Origin of the sequence: Myxococcus faecalis (assembly GCF_050039385.1) — a bacterium.
Taxonomy (GTDB): Bacteria; Myxococcota; Myxococcia; order Myxococcales; family Myxococcaceae; genus Myxococcus; species Myxococcus fulvus.
Genome location: NZ_CP144336.1, coordinates 7,394,369 through 7,415,935, shown reverse-complemented (window position 1 = coordinate 7,415,935; position 21,567 = coordinate 7,394,369). Strand labels below are relative to the sequence as shown.

Below are 21,567 nucleotides of genomic sequence, written 5' to 3'. Positions count from 1 at the left end.
CCTAGAGCTTACCCAGCCCTTCGAGGTAGCGGTCTATCTCCGCGAGGTCGAGCTTGTTGTTGGCCGCTCGGGGCAGGTTCGTGGCGGGCACGCTCGCCCGCTCGGCTGCTCCAGGAGCGGCCGAGTTGATGCCCTGCAGGCCCAGGTTCTTCCCGATGCGGTTCACCAGGTCCGCGGACACGGTGTCCGCCCGGGCCAGGAAGGCCTCGAAGAGCGCGTTGTCGCACAGCGTGTTGATGACACGCGGCGAGCCGGACGAGTGCTCGTGCACGGCCAGCAGCGCCTCGGGCGAGAACGGCATGCGCGGGCAGCCGGCGAGCCGCAGGCGGTGCTTGATGTACGCCTCGGTGGACTCCGCCGTGAAGGGCTCGAGCTTGTAGCGCATGGCCACGCGCTGCGCGAGCGGCGGGTCCAGCTTCAGGTTCTTCTCGATCTCCGGCAGGCCGAAGAACACGAAGGAGATGAGCTTGCGCTCCGGCACTTCCAGGTTGAGCAGCCCGCGGAACTCCTCCATCAGCTCCCGCGTCTCCAGCATCTGCGCCTCGTCGATGAGGACGACGGCCTTCTTGCCGGACTCGTAGATCTGCAGGAGCCGCTGGTAGAGCTGCGACAGGAGCGCGAGCTTCTCCTGCGCGGGGTTCTCCACGCCCAGCTGCAGCGCGATTCGGCGCAACAGCCAGTTGGCGGTGATGCCCGAGTGGATGATGACGAGCAGCGCGGCCTCGTACTCGGACTCGGGAAGCGAGTCGAGCATGCGGCGCGCCAGCGTCGTCTTCCCCGCGCCGATGTCGCCGACGAGGATGGACAGGCCCTTCATGTAGCTGACGGCATGCATCAGCCGGGTGAGCGCCTGCGAGTGCTGAGCCGAGTTGTAATAGAAGCGGCTCACCGGAGCGTTGGAGAAGGGCTCCTGGGTGAGGTCGAAGAAATCGAGGTAGGTCGTCATGGGCTCGCCGGACCTCGGGGGCAACTACACGTAACCGACCTTGCGCGCCTTGGGCGCGCCGGCGGCCGGCACGGGGGGATTGGCCACGGCCGCGGCTGCACCGCCGCCAGGGCTCTTCGTGCCGTTGGTGGTGGCGACGGGCGCGGGCATGGGGAGGGGGTCGTCTTCCGGTGACGTGCTGGCGGACAGTCGGGACACCTGCGAGCTCACGTCGCGGTACTTCGCGTCCATCGCCGCCACGCGCTGGTAGTGGTGCAGCGCCTTGCCCGGCTCGCCGCTCGCCTCCCAGGCCTGGGCCAGCTCGAAGCCCAGCGCCTTGGCGGCCTCGCCCGTGGCGTGGGGACTGGCGAGCCCCTCGCGGAAGGTGGCCACCGCGGACGCGCCGTCACCGCGCAGCAGGTGCAGCATGCCCATCATCGTGAGGCAGTCGAGCTCGCGCTTGGAGCCCATGGAGCCCTGACGCGCCACCTCGAACTCGTGGAGCGCGTCGTCCAGCAGGCCCATCTCCTTGTAGGCGATGCCCAGGTCGTAGTGCGTGTCCACGTCCTCGGGCTTCACCACCTTGGCCAGGCCCTTCTTGAACTCGGAGAACACCTCCTCCACCGAGTACTGGAAGTCCTCTTCCGCCGCGGGCGCCGCCGCCGTGTCGTCGCCCAGGTTGTCGATTTCGCCGGCCAGCTCCGCCGCCAGGTCGAACGCGTCGCGCTCCCCCGCCGGCTCCGTCATCGGAAGCACGGTGGGCACCGACACGGGCTCGGGCGGCTCCTCTTCCGGCGGCACGCCGCCGCTGGCCTCGAGCGCCTCCAGGCGCTCCATCAGCTCCGTGGCGCGCGCGTGGCCCGGGAAGGCGATGCTCACCGTCTCGAGGATTTCACGCGCCTCTTCCAGCAGGCCCTGGTCCAGGAAGAACGCGGCCTCGTCGCACTCCTCCGCGGCGGGCTCCTCCTCCGGCTCGCTGACGCTGTCGTCGGCGAGCTCGGCGGCGGCCTCCTCCTGAGGCTCCTCCACGGGCGAGCCGAAGTCCTGGGGCTCCTCCTCCACCGAACCGAAGTCGGTCTCCGGCAGGGACTCGGGCTCGGACTCGGCGAAGGGCGCGTCGTCCATCGCCACGATGGCGTGCGAGGCGGTGGGCTCCTCCTCCTCGAAGTCGCCCAGCGACGGCATGTCGGAGCCCGCGGGCTCCTCGAGGTCGTCGAGCATCGACGCGTCCAGCGGCGCGATGCCCACCCGCGTGGGGACCTCGTCCACGTCGAGCGAGGCCTCCTCGACGAGCGTCGGCTGCTTGCGCGTGTCGGGCGCGGCGTCCTGGAGGAGCTGACGCGTGGGCGCGCGCACCATCGTCGGCGGCGGCGCGTCGTCATCGTCGCCCAGCGACATGGCCGCCATCGTGGACGTGGCCTCGTCATCCGAGTCGCCCAGCGAGTAGCTCCCGTCGTCGGAGAGCGGGCCATCCAGGTCGGCCGACTCGACGAGCGGCTCGTCGTCCGTGGACGCGAGGCCGGGCTCGTCCGTGAGCACCATCCCGTCGTCGCCCGACACCAGGAGCTCGTCCTCGGCCGCCGCCGCCAGGTCCTCCGGCGCGGGGGAGTCGTAGACGTCGTGCTCGCCCGAGGTGATGGCCTCGCCGACGAGCGCCTCCTCGCTGACGACGGTGGCGTCGTGCTCGTCGTCGATGACCTCGTCGGAGTCGCTCGAGGGCAGCGTGGCCAGCGCGAGCTCGTCCCCCGGCGGATGCAGCAGCGCGTCCTCGGGCGGCGGCGCGACGAGCACCTCGTCGTCGCTGGAGTCCACCAGGATGGCGTCCTCGCCCACCGACTCCACCACCGTCGCGGATGGAGAGGCCGTCACCGGGCCCTCCACGCGCAGCACCGACAGGAACGCCGGCACCTCCGGGTGCGCGGGGTTCTGCTGGAGGATGGTCGCCAGGTACGGCTGCGCGCGCGTCGAGTCCGCGGCGCGCGTGCACAGCCGCAGCACGTTCAACAGCTGCTCGCCCGCCTGCGCCGTGTTCCCCGACGCGACGTAGATTTGATACGCCTTCTCGTGCGCGTCCAGGTTCTCCGGGTCGACGGAGAAGACCTTGCGCAGGTGCTCCAGCGCTTTGTCGTGGAGCCCGTACTTCACGTAGACGTCCGTCTCCGTGAGCAGCTTCGCCAGCTGCTCGCGCGCCATCCCCGCCTGCGAAGGGGGCGGCGCCGCGACGGGCGCGGGCTGCGGCTGGGCCGCGGGCTGAGGCGCGGCGCGGGCGGCCGGCTGGGGCGCGGAGGGCTGCTGGGGCTGCGGCGCGGCCACGGGCTGCGGCTGCGCGGGGGCCGGCGCGGGCGCGCGGCGCGCGAGCAGCTCCGGGTCCTGCGGGTCCAGCACCTCGATCTGCGTCCAGACGGCCTCGGCCTCGGTGAGGCGGCCGCGCTCCTGGTGGATCTTCGCCAGCTCCTTGTAGACGGACACCGTCTTGGAGGTCTGCCCCAGCCCCTGGAACGCCTGGGCCAGCAGCGACAGCGTCTCCACGTCGCGGCCGTCCGCCTTGAAGCACACCTGCAGCTTCGCGAGCGCGCGCTTCTGGTCACCGCGCTGCAGGTACGAGGACGCCAGCTCCTTGGCGAGCGGCAGGTTGTCCGGCTCGAGCGTGGACAGGCGCTCGGCCACGCGGGCCCAGTCGTCGCCGCGGCCGTTGCGCTTGAGGTACTCGGCGGCGCGCTTGAACTCCTGCACCGCCTCGCGCGACATGTTCTCGCGCGCGTACAGCTCCGCGAGCTTGATCTTCGACGCCACGTTCTCCGGGTCGAGGTCCACCATCTTCTTCAAGGTGTCGAGCGACGACTTGGTGTCGCCCGCCTTGTCGTAGTGGTTCGCCACGATCTGGAAGTAGGCCATCGCCTCCGACATCAGCCCGAGCTGCTGGTGCAACTCCGCCAGCTTGAGGTTCACCTCGAGCAGGTTCGGGTTGAGCTTGAGGACCTGCTTGTAGAGGGCGACGGCCTTGAGGAAGAAGCCGTCCGAGGAGTAGCTCTCCGCGACCTTGGTGAAGAAGTGCGCCGCCTGGGCGTTGTCGTTCTTCTTCTGGTACAGCTCCCCCATCTTCTGGAGCACCCGGATGTCCTTCGGGTCGACCTCCAGGACCTTCTGATACTCCTTGATGGCCTTGTCGTACGCGCCCTTCGCGACCAGCTTCGCGGCGGCTTCGATGATCTTGTTCTTGTCCATCGAGCGTGGGCTTCCGGCGAGCCGAAACCCCTTGGAACTTCGCGGGTTTCTATCTTCAAAAGGGGGAGAGTCGGAGGCTAACGGAATCCTCCGACGCGGGTCAAGAAACAGCCCGGCTCCCCCCAGGGCCAGCTCACCTGCTTGCACACCCGCCCATTAGACGGACGCGCCACGTAGGCGGACGTGCGCTACGGCGTCTCTTCCACGGCTTTCTTGAGTCGACGGGAACCCGTCTCACTCGCGAGCAGCCGCTCCACGAAGCGCGTGTCGTAGTTGCCCTCCTGGAAGGACTCCTCGCCGAGCGCCGCGCGGTGGAACGGGATGTTGGTGCGGATGCCCTCCACCACGTACTCGCCGAGCGCGCGCTGCATGCGGCGGATGGCCGTCTCGCGGTCCTCCGCGTGCACGATGAGCTTGGCCAGCAGGCTGTCGTAGTACGGCAGCACCGTGTAGTTCTCGTAGGCCCCCGAGTCCACGCGCACCCCGTAGCCACCCGGGACGCTGTAGCCGGTGATCTTCCCGGGCCACGGCGCGAAGGTGATGGGGTCCTCGGCGTTGACGCGGCACTCGATGGCGTGCCCGCGGATCTGGATGTCCTCCTGCTTGAAGCGCAGGGGGTGGCCGTAGGCCATGCGGATCTGCTCACGGACCAGGTCCACGCCCGTGACGAGCTCCGTCACCGGGTGCTCCACCTGGATGCGCGTGTTCATCTCCATGAAGTAGAACTCGCCGCGCTCGTCGAGCAGGTACTCGATGGTGCCGACGTTGTTGTAGCGCAGCTTGCGCATCGCCTCGACGGACACCCGGCCCATCCGCTCGCGCAGCTCCGGCGTGAGCGCCGGGGACGGGGCCTCCTCGATGAGCTTCTGGTGCCGCCGCTGCACCGAGCACTCGCGCTCGTTGAGGTGGATGATGTTGCCGTGCTCGTCCGCGACGATCTGGATTTCGATGTGGCGCGGCTTCTCCACGTACCGCTCGATGTAGAGGTCGCCGTTGTTGAAGGACGCCACCGCCTCCGCCTGCGCGGTGGAGAACGCCTGCGCCAGCGCGCTCGGCTCGCGGACGATCTTCATCCCCTTGCCACCGCCACCCGCGGCCGCCTTGAGGATGACGGGGAAGCCAATCTGGCGGGCGAACTCCTCCGCCTCGCGCGGGTCCTTCACGGTGCCGGGGCTGCCGGGCAGCAGCGGCATGCCCGCCTCCCGCGCCGCCTGCCGGGCCCGCACCTTGTTGCCCATCATCCGCAGCATCTCAGGGCGCGGACCGATGAAGCGAATCTTGCAGTTCTCGCAGACCTCCGCGAACTCGGCGTTCTCCGACAGGAAGCCGTAGCCGGGGTGGATGGCGTCCGCGCGGGTGATTTCGGCGGCGGACAAGAGCTGCGGGACGTTGAGGTAGCTCTCCTTGGACGACGGAGGGCCGATGCAGACGGCCTCGTCCGCGAAGCGCACGTGGAGGGCGTTGGCGTCCGCCGTGGAGTGCACCGCCACGGTGGCGATGCCCAGCTCCCGACAGGCGCGGATGACCCGCAGGGCAATCTCCCCGCGGTTGGCGATCAGCACCTTCTTGAACACGGGGATGTCTCCTGGAACGAGCAGCGTGGGGAGCGCGCCCATCATGGGGCGAGGGGCGCGCCCGCCAGCGTCAGGCCGGCTCGATGCGGAACAGGGACTGGCCGAACTCCACCGGCCGCCCGTTCTCCACGAGGATCTCCACCACGCGGCCGGAGACCTCGGACTCGATTTCGTTCATCAACTTCATCGCCTCGATGATGCAGAGCACCTGGCCCTTCTTCACCACGGTGCCCACGTCGACGAAGGCCGGCTGGTCCGGCGCCGGCGTCCGATAGAACGTGCCGACGAACGGGCTGGTCACCACGTGGCCGGGCTTCTCCGGGGCCTTCTCGGCCGCGGGGGCCGGGGCCGCGGAGGGCGCGGCGGCAGGGGCGGACGACACGGGGCGGGGCGCGGGCGCCGCGTACTCCACCGCCGGGCCCACCGGGACGGCCGACGGGGCCGCGTGGTGGACGATGGTCGTCTCCGGGGCGTGGCCGCGGCGGATGAAGAGCTTCTCCTCCCCGCGCTTCCACACCAGCCTCGTCACGTCCGAGGCCTCCAGGATGTTGACGATTTCCCGCAGGGCCTCCACGTCCAGCGACGTGTTGCCCGCGTTGGCCGCGTTCGCCGGAGCGGACGCGCTGGCGGGCGCGGAGGCCCGGGTCGACTTGCGCTTGGTTGCCATGCTCGCGTCCCCTCCCTCGGGCGTCCTGGGCTAGCCCGCGGTGGCCACGCGGGTCAGGTACTTGCCACCGTCGCGCGTGTCGATCTTGAGGACGTCACCCTCGTTGATGAACAGGGGGACGTTGACCTCGAAGCCGGTCTCCAGCGTGGCGGGCTTCAGCGCGCCGGACACCGTGTCGCCGCGCACGCCCGGGTCGCACTTGATGACCTTCAGGTCCACCGAGTTCGGCAGCGTGACGCTGATGGCCTTCCCGTTCCAGAACAGGATGGTCGCGTCGGTGTTCTCCTTCAGGAAGTTCTTCGCGTCGCCGAGCGCCTTCTCGCTGATGAAGGTCTGCTCGAAGTCGCGCTTGTCCATGAAGTAGTAGTCCTCGCCCTGGACATACAGGTACTGCATGTCCTTCTCTTCGATGTCGGGGCGGCCCACCTTCTCACCGGACTTCAGCGTCGGCTGCAGGACGCGGCCCGTGGTGAGGCTGCGGATCTTGGTGCGGACGAAGGCGGAACCCTTGCCGGGCTTCACGTGCTGGAACTCGACGATGACGAACGGCTCACCGTCGATTTCGATCTTCATACCGTTGTGAAACTCGGACGTATCGATGACACCGGCCATGGGGACCGACTCCTTCAGACTCGAAAATACGGAAGCTTGAAAAGTCGGGGGTGTCTAGCCCATGCCCCCTCCCATGGGAAGGGGAAAGCTGCGGAGCGCCGCGTCGTCCGGACGACTGCTTTACAGAGGGCGCGGCTAGAGCTCCGCGCTCACCTTGGGGGCCGTCACGCGAAGCACATAGCGGCCCTTGCCGTAGTTGCCATCCGCGCGCAGGGCGAGCACGAGGAAGTACTCCGGGGACACCAACCGCATCAGCGTGAGGACCTTGTCGCTGTTGACGCTGACCTCGCTCACCGCGCCCGTCTTGAGCGTCTCCGCGGCGTGGCGCAGCTGCGTGAGGAGGTTGGCGTACTCCACCCAGGCCCCGCCCAGGTCCAGTTCGCCCGCCTCCTCGCGCTGGTAGGTGTCCACGGAGATGCCGTCGAAGCCCATCACGCTGCAGGCGAGGGCTCCGTCCACCTGGTTGACGACTGACTCGAGGTGCGTGCGAAAGGACATGGGCTCGGGGGGGTTCCTGGGGGGCTGACGAAGGTCAGGGAGTCTCGCACTCCGGCACGACGCCATTCAGACCACGCAGGTCGCAGGCCTCCGTGGGTTGCGCGGGGACGTCGCCCGGCTTGGGGCAGACGAACCCCACGTTGGTGACGGTGAGCGGGAAGGTGAACTCGTTCGCTTCCACCTTGCTACCGGTAGCGGTCTTGCCCCGGAAGCGCATGGTGACGAGCGTGTCGACGAAGCCGCCACCCGCCGTCGCCGCGAAGAGCGCCGCCTGGGCGTCCCGCGTGAGCACCCCCAGCAGCAGGCTGCTGTCCTGATTCGGGCGGAACCCTCCGAAAAGAGGGATGTTCGCATCCTCGATGCCCAGGTCCGGCTCGGTCCGATACGACACGTCCACGGACGTGACGTAGATGGCCAGGCTGTCGGGATCGCTGACCTCACCACCCTCCCCCACGATGATGGGGCTGTCCACGAGGTTGGAGGTGATGACCAGCCCCAGGAGGAAGTCTCCCGCGAGCCCCAGGTTCAGGGAGCCCCGCAGAATCGCCTCGTCCTCCGGAATCGAGCAATCCGGCTCTGGAAGGGCCGCATGGATGACCTGCAACTTCGGAGTGTTGTCGACGCAAGACACCGAGCCGAACGCCATCAGCGCGGCGAGATAGATGGGCTTCATGAGCGTACTCTCTCCTCGGAGAAGAGGCGCGATGCCTTACAGGCTCTGCGCAATGGTCTGCCGGTTGAGGATGCGGGGCGTGATGAAGATGAGCAGTTCCTGACGCTCATCCGTGTCGTTCGTCTGCCGGAAGAAGAACCCGAGGACCGGAATCTTCGAGAGGAACGGCACCGAGTTGGTCCGCGTGGAGCCACGGCGCACGTAGATGCCGCCGATGACCGTGGTGTCCCCATCCTTCACCAGCACCTGGGTGACGGCCTCCTTGCGCTGGATGGAGGGCTGACCGTTGGCGCCCGTGTTGGCCGGGTCCGGCTGGTTGTTGGAGGCGTTGATGGCCATCAGGATGCTGCCGTCCTGGGTGATGTGCGGCGTCACCTCCAGCGACAGACGCGCTTCCACGAAGGTCGTGTTCACACCGGCCGCGGACGTCTGGCTGAACGGGATGGACACACCCTGGCTGATGCGAGCGGTGTTGTTGTCCAGCGTCGTCACGCGGGGCGCGGAGATGGTCTTGATGGTACCCTCGGTCTCCGCGGCGGACAGGCGCAGGTTGAGCTGCAGCGCGCCACCGGCAGAGCCGAAGACGAAGCCCAGCGCGCCACCGGCGTTCTCGCCCACCGGCGCCGGCAGGTTCACCGCGAAGTTCGGCACGGCCGGCAGACCCGCGGCGCCGATGCTCGGCGAACCGCCCGTCACGGCGACGTTGTTCGGGAAGATGAGGCCCGTCGAGTTGCCCGTGGCGGCGGCGGCGCGAGCCTGACCACCCCACTGCACGCCGAGCTGACGGCTGAAGGTCGTGCTCGCCTCGACGATGCGGCTCTCGATGAGGACCTGCGGCGTCTGCGTGTCCAGGCTGCGCACCAGCGAGCGGGCCTTCTCCGTGTTGGAGCGCACGTCCTTGACGATGAGCACGTTGGTGCGCGTGTCCACCGTCACCGTGCCGCGCTCGCTCAGGACGTCCTTCACGCGGGCGGACATGTCAGCGGCCACCGCGTAGTTCACCGGGATGAGGTTGACCAGCAGGTCCTCCTGCTGCTGGAGCGACTTCTTGCGCTCCTGGCGCAGCCGGGCCTCCTCCTCCAGCGTCTTGAGCGGGGCGATGCGGATGATGTTGCCGAACTCCTCCTTGCCCAGCTGCTTGGTGCGCAGGATGAGGTCCAGCGCCTGGTCCCAGGGCACGTTGCGCAGGCGGATGGTGACCCGGCCGCTCACGTCGTCCGCGACGACCACGTTCTTCTTCGAAATCTCCGCGATGACGCGCAGGAGGTTCTGGATGTCGATGTCCTTGAACTCGAAGGACACGCGCTTGCCACGGTAGCGGGCCTGCTGCGGCGCGCCCTCGGCGGCGTAGGCGGGCGCCTCGGCGGTGAAGCCGGCGGTGCGCTGCGCGACCGACACCTCGTCCGTCTTCACGCCCTTGACGTCCAGGCGCCACGACAGGGTGTTGCCGCTCTGGCTGACCTTCTCCTCGATGGCGCCGTCGGCGGCGACCACCACGCGCACCTTGCGGCCCTCACCGGGGACGCTGAAGGCGCTGATCATCTTCACCGGCGTCTCCAGCGCGCTGGTGTCCAGGCTGCGCTCGAGCTTCTTGGGCAGCCGGGCGTTGTCCAGCGTCAGCACCGCGCTGCGCGGGTCCGGACGGTCCACCTTCCAGCCCGCGGTGCCGGACAGCTTCAGCACCACGCGGCCACCCGCCCCACCCTCCTGGAACGACAGGTCCTTGACCTCGACCACGGACGCGGTGGCCGGAGCCTCCACGACCACGGGGGCCGGACGCAGGGGCTCCACCTCGGCGACCGAGGCGATGACCTCTTGCGGCGCGGGCGACGGCGCGGCCTTGCGGGCCACCGCGCCACCGAGCACCACCTCGAGGCCCTTGTCCGCGCGGTCCACGCGGTAGGCGGGCATCTTGCCGCGCACGTCGAGCACCAGCCGGACCTTGTCCGAGTGGGCGCCCACGCGCACTTCCTTCAGGGTCGCGCCGTTGACGCGGGGCGCGCGGGCCGCCAGGCCCACCCCATACAGGTCCACCGCGAGCCGGGGCGGGTCCGCCAGCTCCAGCACCTCGTAGCGCGCGATGTCGCCGTCCGCGCGGATGCGCAGGGTTTCATCGGCGTAGGCGAGCTGGGTGATGCGCTGGGCGGGCTGCGCCACCTCGCGCTCGTCGGCCTCGGCGGCGACGACGTTCTCGGGCAGCGCGGGCTTCGCGGCCGCCTCCTGCTTCACGGGGGCCTCCGCGACGACGGCCGGCTTCACCTCGGCGGCGGGCGCGGGCGTCGTCGGGGCGGCGGGGGCCGTCGCGACGGTCGCGGGCGCGGCGGGCTTCGCCTCGGGGGCGGAGGCCGCTCCATCCACGGAGATGACCACGCGGTTGCCGTCCGCGCGCACGTCGTACTGGGACGCCTTGTCGAGCGCCAGCAGCACCCGGCCGACGCTCGCGCGCTCGTCCGAGAACTGCGACGCCACGACGCCGGACACCGGTCCGGAGCCGTCATGGTGGCCCTTGATACCCGTCGCATCCGCCGACGAGAGGTCCACCACCAACCGCTCCGGCCCACTGAGCCGGAAGACGGTGAAGGTGGGGGGCCGGGTTCCGGTCACCACCACCTGGGCGCCCGAGCCGGTACGGGACACATCCAGGTCCCGAAGCGTATTCAGTTCGGCGCCGCTACTGCTGGCGCCCGCAAGGACGACCGCGAATGCAGTCGCCAACATCCACTTGCCCCTCGTCACAGCGCTCCTCTCGAGCATGCGTCCCCTCACCAAGTTGGAAGCGGGCTGCCGCCCGCGGGCGCGCCACGGGGGCGCTACTCCCCGTAGTTTTTGCCCGTCATTAAATTGTAGCTCGGGTCCTGCCGATCATCGGGCTTGAGCTGCAGGGTCACCGGATTCTTGATGATCTCTCCGTTGCCCGAGAACACCTCGGTCACCGTCAGCGAATCACGGAGGATCTGCGTGACCTTGCCGCCCTGGCGCCCCACGCGGGTGTTGCGGCGCACGATGTGGCCTCGACCCAGCGGGTCTTCGACCATGGCAAGTGGATTGGCGTCGCCCGTGACGACCGCGACCAGCTTCAGCTGGTCCAGGTCGAAGGCGCACAGCGGCTCCGTGCAGGTGGGCGCCGCGATGTTGGGGTTCACCGGCCCCAGCTCTTCCAGCGGGCTGCGGAACGGGTCGCGCTTGCCCACCGGGTTGTACGAGTAGACGTACGGCGCAGCCGCCGCGGCCTCGACCGCGGCGGGGGCCGTCTCCGCCGGCGCGGCGGGGGCGGCCGGCGCGGGAGCCGCCGCCACCGGCGGAGGAGGCGGGGGCGCGTCCTCGCAGGCGGCGAGCGTCAGCGCGAGCGCGGCGGTCGTCATGGTGGCCTTGAACATCTTCATCCTCAATCCCCTTGTCGCCCTACTTCCGGGACGGATCAAGTTTCTAGTTCTTCTGGGTCTCGACGAACCGGAAGGTCGTCGCCAGGAAGCTGCTCTGAAGGACGACCTTCTCGTTCTTCAGCGTCGGCTGCCCCAGGTTGATGTTGTTGACGTTCACGATGCGGCGCATGTTCGCCATCTCCTGCAGGAACATGGCGATCTCGTGGTAGTTGCCGCTCACCGTCATGCGGATGGGGATGCGGGCGAAGAACTCGCCGCCACCCACGTACTCGCGGTCGGGCTGCACCAGGGAGATCTCCAGGCCGCTCTTCTTGCCGATGTCGTTGATCTGCGCGAGCAGCTCCTCGACGTCCTTCTTCTCCGGCAGCTCCGTGAGGGCCTCGGCGAGCTTCTGCTCCAGCACGTCCATCTCGCGCCGGCGCTCGTTGAGGTTCTGGGCGATCTCGCTCTTCTCGGCCAGCTCCAGGTCCAGCGTGCGCCGCTCGCCCAGCTGAGCCTCGATTTGCGTTTCGGTCGGCTCGATGAGCAGGAAGTAGTTGGCGGCGGTCATCAGGATGATGACCGCGGCGAGGCCACCGAACTTGACGCCCGGGGACGCCTTGACGAATTGGTCCAGGTACTTGTCCATGGTGGGGCCTCGGTCAGATGGCGTAGTTCGCGCTGAGGGTGATCTTGAAGTCGACCAGGGGGGGCATGCCCGTGACACCCGCGGACGCCTTGGTCTGCACCGCGCTCGTCAGGTCGATATTGGTGAAGAACGGGGTGATCTGCCCGGCCGGGAACTCCTCGATGGTGGCCTCCGCCGTGAGCAGCTCCACGCGGGACGTCTTCGCGTCACGGCGCTGGTCCACCAGGCGCCCCATGCCCTTGGGCGTCCACACCACGCCGTTCAGGCCGCGCATGAACTCGGCGACCTCGTCGTGGCTGACGGCCGAGCCGTCGATGGACACCGCGCTGGCGGACTCGACGAAGCCCTTCACCCAGACCTTCTTGGGCGTCGCGGACGCGAGCGCGTCCATCATCCGGACCGGGCCGTTGCGCCCCTTGCGCAGCGAGTCGAGCACCGCGAGCTTCTTCTCGACCTCCGCCTTGCGAGCGTTGATGTTCTTCACCTCGCCGATGACCTTCTCCAACTCGGCGATCTTCGCGCGCGTCTGGGCGATGCCCTGGGCGTTGCGCTGGTATTCGGAATCACGGTCGTCGTACCAGAAGTAGTTGCCCACGGCGGCGCCGAGGAGCGCCAGCGCGAAGAGGACCAGGACTTGGCGGCCCTTCTGCTGGGTCTGGACCTTCCGGACGGGAAGCAGGTTGATGCGAATCATCATGTGCGTCGTCTCCAGGAGGTGGACAGGTCAGGCCAGCTTGTCGCCCGGACGCCGGAGCGCCAGTCCCACGGCCACCGCGGCCATGGGCGCCACGTCCATGATGAACGCGGGGTCGAACTTGCGGTTGTCCACTTCGATCTTGCGGAACGGGTTGAGGATCTCCACCGGCACGCCGGTGCGCGCTTCAATCGTCTTGAACAGGGCCGGAATCTTCGCCGTGCCACCCGACAGGTAGACCTTGGTGAAGTTCGAGTCCGCCGCCGTGCCCGCGTAGAAGTCCAGCGAGCGCTGGATTTCACCGGCCACCTGCTCGGCCACGCTGGAGAGCACGCGCTCGACGTCCTGGGGCACCACGGCGTCCGCGTCCGCGCGATTGCCGCCGATCTTCAGCGCCTCGGCCTCCTCGTAGGAGACGTTGAGCTGCTTCTGGATTTCTTCGGTGAACTGGTTGCCACCGATGGTGACGTCACGGGTGAAGACCGTCACGCCGTTGGCGATGATGTTGATGTTCACCACCGAGGCGCCCGCGTTGATGAGGACCACGGTCTCCTTCTCCGGGAGGTCGTAGTTGACGGAGAACATGTTCTGGACGGCGAAGGCGTCCACGTCCACCACCACCGGCGCGAGGCCCGCCTCGGAGACCACGGTGGTGTAGTCGTTGATCATGTCCTTCTTGGCGGCCACCAGCAGCACGTCCATCTGCCCGGTGGCGTCGTTGCCGCCGCCGTCGAGGATCTGCGTGTCGATGTTCACGTCCTTCACATCGAACGGGATGTACTGCTCGGCCTCCCACTGGATGCTCTCCTCGAGCTCCTCCTGGGACATGCGCGGCATCTGAATCTTCTTGATGATGACCGAGTGGCCGGACACGCCGATGGCGACGTCCTTGCCCTTCACCTTCAGCTCGGACATCAGCTCCTGCACCGCCTGCACGATGGCGGTGGAGTTCATCAGCGCTCCATCGACGATGGCCTCCGGAGGCAGCGGCTTCATGCCGAAGCTCTGCAACGCGAAGCCGACCTCGCCGCGCTTGCGCTGCTCCTTGAGCAGGATCATCTTGATGGAGGTCGATCCGATGTCCAGACCGAGTGCCAGTTTGCCCTTCGCCATTCTTGACTCCGTCGAGAGGCGGCCAGCGTAGCACTGGCCGTCAACCCCACCTAAAAAGTGCCCGGAGCCCGCCTGCTCTCCGTTCGGCCGGGACCCCTGCGTTCATGCTGCGCCAGGCCCCCACCACGGTCGCGGAGGCCCGATTTTCCGGCCTCGGACGCATTTGGTCAAATGGGGACGGCACACCCCACCCGGTCATCCCCGCTCCGCCTCGGCGTCCGGGTCGATGCCGTACTCCTTGATCTTGTACAGCAACGCCCGGTGGCTGATGTCCAGCACCTCGGCCGCCCGGGTGCGGTTGCCCTTCGTCCGACGGAGCGCCGCCCGGATGTAGGACTCCTCGAGGTCCCGGATGGCCCGCTTGAGCGACAGGTCACTACCGACCTGTTGCACTCCGCCATCCCCCGCCGTGGCCGGTCCGGGTGCGGGCGCGGCCCACAGCCGTTCGGGCAGGTTGGTCGGGAGGATGTGCGGGCCATCCGCCAGGAGCACCGCGCGCTCCATGGCGTTCTCCAGCTCGCGCACGTTGCCCGGCCACGCGTAGGCGGACATCAGCGCCTCGGCCTCCGGGGACAGCCCCTCCACGGGGGGCTCCCGGTTGAGCTCGCGGTTGAAGCGATGGAGGAACGCGCTCGCCAGGAGCGGCACGTCCTCGCGGCGCTCGCGCAGGGGCGGTATCCGCACGTTCACCACGTTGAGCCGGTAGTAGAGGTCCTCGCGGAACTCCCCCTTCTCCACCAGCTTGCCCAGGTCGCGCAGCGTGGCCGCCACCACCCGCACGTCCACCTTCTCCACCCGGCTCTCGCCGACAGGGCGAATCTCCCCCTCCTGCAACACGCGCAAGAGCTTCACCTGCGCGGGCAGCGGCAGCTCGCCCACCTCGTCCAGGAAGAGCGTGCCGCCGTCGGCCTCCGCGAACAGGCCGCGCTTGGCGGTGCGCGCGTCGGTGAAGGCGCCCTTCGCGTGGCCGAACAGCTCGCTCTCCAGGAGCCCGCCGGGGATGGCGCCACAGTTGACGGCGACGAAGGGCAGCGGCGCGCGGGGGCTCTTCGCGTGCAGCTCCCGGGCGATGAGCTCCTTGCCCGTGCCGCTCTCGCCACTGATGAGCACCGTGGTGTCCACGGGCGCCAGCCTCGCCACCTGCCGGAGCACCGCCTGCAACGGAGCGCTCGAGCCGAGGATGTGGCCCTGGGGCAGTGACGGCAGGCCCGACTGCTTCAGGCGCTTGTTCTCGCGCAGCAGCCGCTCGCGCTCCTCGGCCTTGCGCAGGACGAAGACGATCTCCTCGGGCTTGAAGGGCTTCTGGACGTAGTCGTAGGCGCCCGCGGACACGGCCTCCAGCGCCTGCTCCTGCGAGCCATAGGCGCTCATCACCACGACGGTGAGCCCCGGGTGCGCGGCCTGGGCCTCGCGCAGGAGCGTGAGGCCGTCCTTGCGGGGCATGCGCACGTCACACAGCAGGACGTCGTAGTCGCGCGCGGCCAGCTCCCTCAGGGCCTCCTCTCCATCCGCGACGGCGCGCACCTCGTACTTCCGGTCGGTGAGCACCAACGTGAGGATGTGGCGGATGGAGGGCTCGTCGTCGGCGACGAGGATGGAGCGGAACAGGGACATGGCGGCCTTGCCTCCATCATCCCCCAGAGTCGCGGGAGGAGATAGCTTCTGGCCCGCTCACACGGCGGGGAGGGCCAGGGTGAAGCGCGCGCCGCCCTCGGGGAGGTTCTCCGCGCCCAGTCGCCCGCCCATCACCTGCGCGAGTCGCAGCGACACCGCGAGTCCCAGGCCCGTGCCCTGACGCCCCTTGGTCGTGAAGAAGGGCTCGAACAGGCGGGGCATCACCTCGGGCGGGATTCCCGGCCCATGGTCCCTCACCATCACCCGCACCTCGCCCGCCTCCAGCCGCGTGGCGACGCTGACGCTCCCCTGCCCTCCCATGGCCTGCGCGGCGTTGAGCAGCAGGTTGATGAGGATCTGCGACAAGGGCCCCGGCTCCGCGCGCGCCAGCACCCCGGGCTCGAGCGCCAGCTCCACCGAGACGCCCTCAAGCTCCGGCGCGGCCCGCACCAGTCGCACGCACGTCTCCACCACCGAGCCGACGTCCACCGGCCCCGGCGACGCCGTCTCCGGCCGCCCCAGGTCGAGCAGCCCCCGGACGATGCGGTCGATGCGCTGCACCTCGTGGTCGATGCGCTCCAGGTAGTCATTCAGCTCCGCCGAGGGCGCCTTCATCCGCGCCAGGGACAGGTAGCCCAGGATGCCCGCGAGCGGGTTGCCCACCTCGTGCGCCACACCCGCCGCCAGTCGTCCCACGGTGGCGAGTCGCTCGGAGGTCACCAGCTCCGTCTGCGCGCGGGTCAGCCGCGTGTTCGCCTCGCGCAGGGACTCCATCTGGGAGCGCGTGAGGGACTGCTCCTGGCGCAGCGCATCCGCCAGCCGCTGCAGCGCGCGCTGCATGCGTGACAGCAGCGGGCCGCCCTGCGTGGGCGACAGGTGCGGGTCGGGCTCCAGGCGGCCGAGCTGCTCCACCATCTCCTCGGCCGAGCGCAGCGGACGCCCCACCGTCAGGTACAGAATTCCATAGGCCAGCAGCGTGAGCGCCACCAAGTCCAGTCCGAGCGCCAGCGGCAGGAAGCCCCGCACCTGCGACAGCACCTCCGCGTCCGGCGTGCCCGGCCGAGCCAGCCGCCGCCCCAGCTCCAGGAGCCGGATGAGCACGGGCTGGAGCGACAGCCAGGACAGGCCCGTGCAGAGCGAGGCCAGCAGGAACGCCACGCTGGCGATGCGCCACTTCATCGAGTGCCCGCGCGGCTCACGGCGCGCCCCCCAGGAGCAGCGCGATGTCCATGGGCAGCACCCGCGCCAGCCACGGACCGAGCAGCATCACCTCCAGCCCCGCGAGCGCGAGCCACGGACCGAACGGGATGTTGGTGGGGCCCGGCACCCACTCCTCCTCCTCGCCCGTCTCCTCGTCCACGGGTGCGTCGGGAATCGGCTGGACGAGCAGGCACCAGGGCACCAGGAGCAGCCGCTTCCACAGCGGAATGCCGGGCCGGGTGAACTCCCACGTCATGGTGGGCTCGGGCTCCTCTTCTGGTCCCGCCTCGGCCACGGGCGCGCCACCCGACGGGTGCGCGGCCATCCCGGGCAGTGACACATCATCGGGCGACGGCAGCGTGACGCCGCTCGAGGTCGACGTCGTCGCGACCCCCGATGCCCCATCACTGGCCGCAGACACGTCCTCGGCCGGCGTGGGCCCTGGCCCCGTCGGAGACGGTTGCGCATCCGGAGCCGGCGGTTGCGCCGCAGGCCCCGCGCGTCCCGTGAGGGCGAGCAGCGCAATCCCCACCACCGCGCCCTGGAGCGAGGACAGGAAGAGGATGCCGAGCAGCGCTCGCCAGGAGAGGAACGCCCCCAGCAGCGCGACGAGGAACTTGTCGCCGCCGCCCAGCGCCTCCTTCTTGAAGACCTTCCAACCGATGTACTCCATCATGCGGAAGACGAGGAAGCCGAGCACCGCGCCCACCGTCGCGTCCACCACCGCGTCCGCGCCGCGCGGCACCGCCAGCAACAGCCCCGCGGCGATGCCCGGCACCGTCAGCGAGAACGGCAGTATCCAGTGCGCCAGGTCGATGAAGGTGAGCGGTATCAACAGCGACACCAGTACCAGCGCGGGGAACAGCTCGTAGGTCCACCCGAAGCGGCGCAGGCACGCGAGGAACAGGAGCCCCGTGAGCAGCTCCACGAGCACGTAGCGCGGCGAGATGGGCGCGTGACACGAACGACACCGTCCCCTCAGCGCGAGCCACGAGAGCACGGGGATGTTCTCGTACCAGGAGAGCACGTGCCCGCACCGGGGACAGCGCGAGCCGGGCCGGACGATGCTCAGTCCTTCGGGGACGCGCGCGATGACGACATTGAGGAAGCTGCCGATACACAGGCCGAGGACCAGGAGGAAGGCGGTGAAGAGAGGCCCGGCCCAGCCCGGCACGAGGGAGAAGTCCGTCACGGAGCCCGGCATCCTAGCGTCGCGCCCGGAGAGGTCAGCCCCCTGGATCGACGATTTCCGTCAGAAGCAGTGACAAAATTTGGCAACCAGGCGCCCTGCCTGACCGGGTGCGCGGCCCGACCTCGTGGGAAATCCTCAGGTTGGGGTGACTGTTGGCCATGGCACCCTTCGTGCTAAGAATCCGGGCTGTCGTTCAACCCCCCTCTGCACCTGCGGAGCACTCCCGACATGCTGAATCGCCTCATGAAGAAGAAGGGTGGCTTCACCCTCATCGAGCTGATGATCGTCGTCGCCATCATCGGCATCCTGGCCGCCATCGCCATCCCGAACTTCATCCGCTTCCAGGCCAAGTCCAAGCAGTCCGAGGCGAAGACCAACCTGAAGGCCATCTTCACGGCCCAGAAGGCGTACTTCGGCGAGAAGGACAAGTACGTTTCCGACTTCAAGGTCGTCGGCTTCGACCCGGAGCCGGGCAACCGCTTCAGCTACGGCATCAACGGCGTCTGCAACGAGTCCGTCGAGACGACCGGGCGTAACTACAGCGGCGGCTGCATCGGCCAGGACAAGGCCCGCTTCACGGAGGTTCCGACGGTGGGCACCGCGCCGCTGACCGCTGGCGTGGCGGGCACCTGCCCGAACTGCGACTTCTCCGCCATCGCGGTGGGCAACGTCGATAACGACAAGAACGCCGACACGTGGGGCATCACGTCCCTGGCCTCCACGCCCACCACCCTGCAGGGCACCTGCGGCATCGACAGCAACAAGATCGGTGGCGGCGAGCCCGGCAACGCGTACAACGACGTGAGCTGCTAATCACGGGGCCGCCCTGGCTTGACCAGGGCCTCATGCGGTACGAACGGGGCGCCCGAGCAGACCGGGTGCCCCGTCTCCGTTTCAAGGAATGATGCGCAAGCTGACTCCCGTGCTCATGACCGCCGGCCTGCTCCTGGTGGTCCTCCTCTCTGGCCCCCCTCTCGCCCCGCTCTACCTGGGTGACCGCCCCGTGCTGCCACGCGCCGGGTTCCTCAAGGCGCTGTTCAAGGCGCAGATCGGGCTCGTCGCCGACTACTTCTGGATCCTGACCATCAACCGCGTCGGCACCGCACGGAAGCTCACCGAGTACCGGGACATCTACTACTACGCGGACCTCACCACCGACCTCGACCCCAGGTTCGCCAAGGTCTACACCTTCGCGGGAATCACCATCCCCATCCACCTGGGCCGCGAGGAGTACGCCAACGTCGAGGAGTCCTCGCGCATCCTCCGCAAGGGCATGGTCAACACACCCGAGGACAAGCGCATCCACTTCCAGCTCGCCTACAACCTGATGTTCTTCGAGCGGAAGTACCGTGAGGCCGCCTCCATCATCGAGGAGCTGGCCAAGGAGCCGGGCGCGCCGGAGTGGTACTCGGGCCTGGCCACCCGGTTGTATGCGCAGTCGGGTGACTTCGACACGAGCCTCGGATTGGCGCAGGCCCTGCGCGACAGCGCGGAGGACGACGAGACGCGCGCCTATTACGAGCGCCGTGTGAATGAAATCCTCCAGGAACGGCTGCTCCAGCAGCTCGACGCCGCCATCCAGCGCCACCAGCAGCGAGAAGGCCGACTGCCCGCCTCATTGGAGGCGCTCGTGTCCTCGGGTGACCTGAGGGAGCTGCCCGCCGACCCCCTGGGCGGAAAGCTCTTCCTGGGTGAGGACGGCCGCAGCTATTCCACGGCCGCGCGGTTCCGGCTGGAGCTCATCTACGACGAGAAGACCGAGGACGGCGACCGCCTCGTTCCCAAGCCCCTGGATTCGAAGAACCATGACGCCCAACCCCACTGACGCGCCTCCCATCCAGGTTCGAGGACTCTCGAAGACCTACAAGGTAGGCTTCTGGTTCAACAAGACGGTTCGAGCCCTCCAAGGGTTGGATCTCGAGGTGGGCGCCGGGCAGATCTACGGCCTGCTCGGCCCCAACGGTGCCGGCAAGTCCACGACCATCAAAATCCTCATGAACCTGGTGCGCCCCAGTGGCGGAACGGCGCTGTTGTACGGACAGCCCGTGGACCAGGCGGCGACGCGGCGGATGGTGGGCTTCCTTCCGGAGAACCCCTCGCCCTACGAGTACCTGACGGGGCGCGAGTTCGTGACGCTCGCTGGACAGCTGTGCGGCATGGGTGGCCACGAGCTGGACGTGCGAGTGAAAGAGGTGCTCGGCGCGGTGGAGATGAGCCACGCGGAGAAGCTGCAGATCCGCCGGTACTCGAAGGGCATGGTCCAGCGCGTGGCGCTCGCGCAGGCGCTGGTGTCGAAGCCGAAGATGCTCATCCTCGACGAGCCGACGAGTGGCCTCGACCCGGTGGGCCGCCGGCAGATGCGCGACCTCATCCTCGCCGAGCGAGACCGGGGCACCACTGTCTTGTTCTGCAGCCACATCATCCCGGACGTCGAAGCGCTCTGCGACAGGCTCGCGGTGCTCGTGGGGGGCCGCCGCGTGCGTGAGGGCAGCGTCCAGCAGTTGCTCTCCGCGCAGGTGCCCTCCGTCGAAGTCGTGGTCGAGGGCCTGAAGATGGACCAGGTGAAGAACCTGGGCGTGGCGCTGGAGTCCACCCAGGCCCTGGATGGGCGCGTGCTGCTGCAGGTCGCCGACTCGGACAGCCAGCGCCTGCTGGGTCAGGTGCTCGCGGCGGGTGGAAGGGTCAACAGCCTCCAGGCGGCGAAGTTCTCGCTGGAGCAGCTCTTCATGGATGCCCTGAAGGACTCCGGACGGGCGACGAGCGTCGGCGGGGAGATCAACACATGAGCGCGTTCGGCGCGATGGTCTGGAACGGATTCCGAGAGGCGCGCCGCAACCGCGTCACGGTGGTGGTGGGCGCCTTCGCCGCGGTGGTGCTGCTGTCGTCGACGCTGGTGACGGAGGTGACGGTCGCCACGTTCGACCGGGTGCTCACCGACTTCGGCCTGGGGATGATGAGCCTCATCCTCGTCTTCCTCACCATCTTCCTGTCGAGCGGCCTCCTGAGCCGGGAAATCGAGCGGCGCACCATCTTCCTGGTGGTGAGCAAGCCGGTGTCCCGCTCGCAGTTCCTGCTGGCGCGGCTGGCGGGCAACATGCTGACGCTCGCCGTGCTGATGGCGGCGATGATGCTCATCTTCCTGAGCCAGCTGGTCATCTTCCAGGTCAACGTCAACGCCACCCAGGCGCTGGCGGTGGTGGGGCTCTGGTTCGAGCTGCTCGTGCTCACCAGCGCGGGCATCCTCTTCTCCAGCTTCGCGGGCCCCGCCGTGTCGGCCATCGCCACCACGGGCATCTACTTCGCGGGCCACCTGGCCAATGACCTCTTCGACATCGCGCAGCGGCTGGACGACGGTCCCGTGAAGACCGGGGCCACCGCGCTCTACTACCTGCTGCCGAACCTGGAGAAGATGAACTTCCGTCCCCAGGCCACCTATGCCCTGCCCGTGGACGCCTCCACGTTCTTCTCCGGCATCGGGTACGGCCTGGGCTGGGCCGCGCTGTTCACCGCCGCCGCCATCTTCATCTTCGAGCGACGCGACTTCCGCTGAAGCCCCCCGCGAAACGAGG

Annotated in this window: 19 protein-coding genes; 4 read left to right on the top strand and 15 right to left on the bottom strand. The window is 68.7% G+C overall.

Annotation, left to right across the window (positions count from 1 at the left end; translation table 11 throughout):
• Position 1: 1 nt before the first annotated feature.
• The 15 genes from VZQ01_RS29815 to VZQ01_RS29745 form a co-directional block, all read right to left on the bottom strand.
• Positions 2–946, bottom strand: coding sequence for an ExeA family protein (locus tag VZQ01_RS29815; protein ID WP_223748141.1), 945 nt, complete (start codon positions 944–946; stop codon positions 2–4).
• Between the two features lie 24 nt (positions 947–970).
• Positions 971–4,150, bottom strand: a complete 3,180-nt coding sequence (gene sgmX / locus VZQ01_RS29810; RefSeq protein ID WP_426745325.1) for a type IV pili formation protein SgmX — start codon at positions 4,148–4,150, stop codon at positions 971–973.
• 188 nt (positions 4,151–4,338) lie between these two features.
• Positions 4,339–5,724 (bottom strand): acetyl-CoA carboxylase biotin carboxylase subunit, encoded by a 1,386-nt coding sequence (accC, locus tag VZQ01_RS29805; protein WP_141323742.1) that lies wholly within the window; start codon positions 5,722–5,724, stop codon positions 4,339–4,341.
• Between the two features lie 70 nt (positions 5,725–5,794).
• A complete protein-coding gene (gene accB, locus VZQ01_RS29800) occupies positions 5,795–6,391 on the bottom strand; it encodes an acetyl-CoA carboxylase biotin carboxyl carrier protein (RefSeq protein ID WP_223748139.1) in 597 nt (198 codons plus the stop codon).
• A 30-nt stretch (positions 6,392–6,421) separates the two neighbouring features.
• Positions 6,422–7,003: an elongation factor P gene (efp, locus tag VZQ01_RS29795; protein WP_223748138.1), complete on the bottom strand. Its 582-nt coding sequence runs from the start codon at positions 7,001–7,003 to the stop codon at positions 6,422–6,424.
• Positions 7,004–7,138: 135 nt separating this feature from the next.
• Positions 7,139–7,501 carry a roadblock/LC7 domain-containing protein gene (locus tag VZQ01_RS29790; protein WP_141323739.1) on the bottom strand — a complete coding sequence of 121 codons (363 nt, stop codon included), beginning with the start codon at positions 7,499–7,501 and terminating at the stop codon, positions 7,139–7,141.
• Between the two features lie 34 nt (positions 7,502–7,535).
• Positions 7,536–8,174, bottom strand: a complete 639-nt coding sequence (locus VZQ01_RS29785) for a hypothetical protein (RefSeq protein ID WP_426745324.1) — start codon at positions 8,172–8,174, stop codon at positions 7,536–7,538.
• Positions 8,175–8,210: 36 nt separating this feature from the next.
• A complete protein-coding gene (locus VZQ01_RS29780; protein ID WP_426745323.1) occupies positions 8,211–10,928 on the bottom strand; it encodes a type IV pilus secretin PilQ in 2,718 nt (905 codons plus the stop codon).
• A 56-nt stretch (positions 10,929–10,984) separates the two neighbouring features.
• The gene (locus VZQ01_RS29775; RefSeq protein WP_223781758.1) at positions 10,985–11,557 is read right to left on the bottom strand and encodes a pilus assembly protein PilP; all 573 of its coding nucleotides are present in this window, start codon (positions 11,555–11,557) and stop codon (positions 10,985–10,987) included.
• Positions 11,558–11,600: 43 nt separating this feature from the next.
• On the bottom strand, positions 11,601–12,185 hold the full coding sequence (locus VZQ01_RS29770; RefSeq protein WP_046715648.1) for a type IV pilus inner membrane component PilO: 585 nt from the start codon (positions 12,183–12,185) through the stop codon (positions 11,601–11,603).
• A gap of 13 nt (positions 12,186–12,198) precedes the next feature.
• Positions 12,199–12,882 (bottom strand): PilN domain-containing protein, encoded by a 684-nt coding sequence (locus VZQ01_RS29765; protein WP_223748134.1) that lies wholly within the window; start codon positions 12,880–12,882, stop codon positions 12,199–12,201.
• Between the two features lie 27 nt (positions 12,883–12,909).
• Entirely contained in the window at positions 12,910–13,992 is a 1,083-nt protein-coding gene (pilM, locus tag VZQ01_RS29760) for a type IV pilus assembly protein PilM (protein WP_046715650.1), read from the bottom strand.
• A 195-nt stretch (positions 13,993–14,187) separates the two neighbouring features.
• The gene (locus tag VZQ01_RS29755) at positions 14,188–15,606 is read right to left on the bottom strand and encodes a sigma-54-dependent transcriptional regulator (protein WP_141323733.1); all 1,419 of its coding nucleotides are present in this window, start codon (positions 15,604–15,606) and stop codon (positions 14,188–14,190) included.
• Positions 15,607–15,663: 57 nt separating this feature from the next.
• Entirely contained in the window at positions 15,664–16,785 is a 1,122-nt protein-coding gene (locus VZQ01_RS29750; RefSeq protein WP_408889453.1) for a sensor histidine kinase, read from the bottom strand.
• 16 nt (positions 16,786–16,801) lie between these two features.
• On the bottom strand, positions 16,802–18,010 hold the full coding sequence (locus VZQ01_RS29745; protein ID WP_408889452.1) for a prepilin peptidase: 1,209 nt from the start codon (positions 18,008–18,010) through the stop codon (positions 16,802–16,804).
• A 231-nt stretch (positions 18,011–18,241) separates the two neighbouring features.
• Between VZQ01_RS29745 and VZQ01_RS29740 the strand changes: the two genes are divergently transcribed.
• The 4 genes from VZQ01_RS29740 to VZQ01_RS29725 all read left to right on the top strand — a co-directional run bounded on the left by VZQ01_RS29740 (position 18,242) and on the right by VZQ01_RS29725 (position 21,548).
• The gene (locus VZQ01_RS29740; protein ID WP_426749002.1) at positions 18,242–18,811 is read left to right on the top strand and encodes a prepilin-type N-terminal cleavage/methylation domain-containing protein; all 570 of its coding nucleotides are present in this window, start codon (positions 18,242–18,244) and stop codon (positions 18,809–18,811) included.
• 91 nt (positions 18,812–18,902) lie between these two features.
• Positions 18,903–19,823, top strand: a complete 921-nt coding sequence (locus VZQ01_RS29735) for a tetratricopeptide repeat protein (RefSeq protein ID WP_408889451.1) — start codon at positions 18,903–18,905, stop codon at positions 19,821–19,823.
• Positions 19,804–20,784 carry an ABC transporter ATP-binding protein gene (locus tag VZQ01_RS29730; RefSeq protein ID WP_426745321.1) on the top strand — a complete coding sequence of 327 codons (981 nt, stop codon included), beginning with the start codon at positions 19,804–19,806 and terminating at the stop codon, positions 20,782–20,784. Before VZQ01_RS29735 ends, VZQ01_RS29730 begins: the two co-directional genes overlap by 20 nt.
• Positions 20,781–21,548 carry an ABC transporter permease gene (locus tag VZQ01_RS29725; protein WP_408889449.1) on the top strand — a complete coding sequence of 256 codons (768 nt, stop codon included), beginning with the start codon at positions 20,781–20,783 and terminating at the stop codon, positions 21,546–21,548. The genes VZQ01_RS29730 and VZQ01_RS29725 overlap by 4 nt, the downstream gene beginning before the upstream one ends.
• Positions 21,549–21,567: the final 19 nt, after the last annotated feature.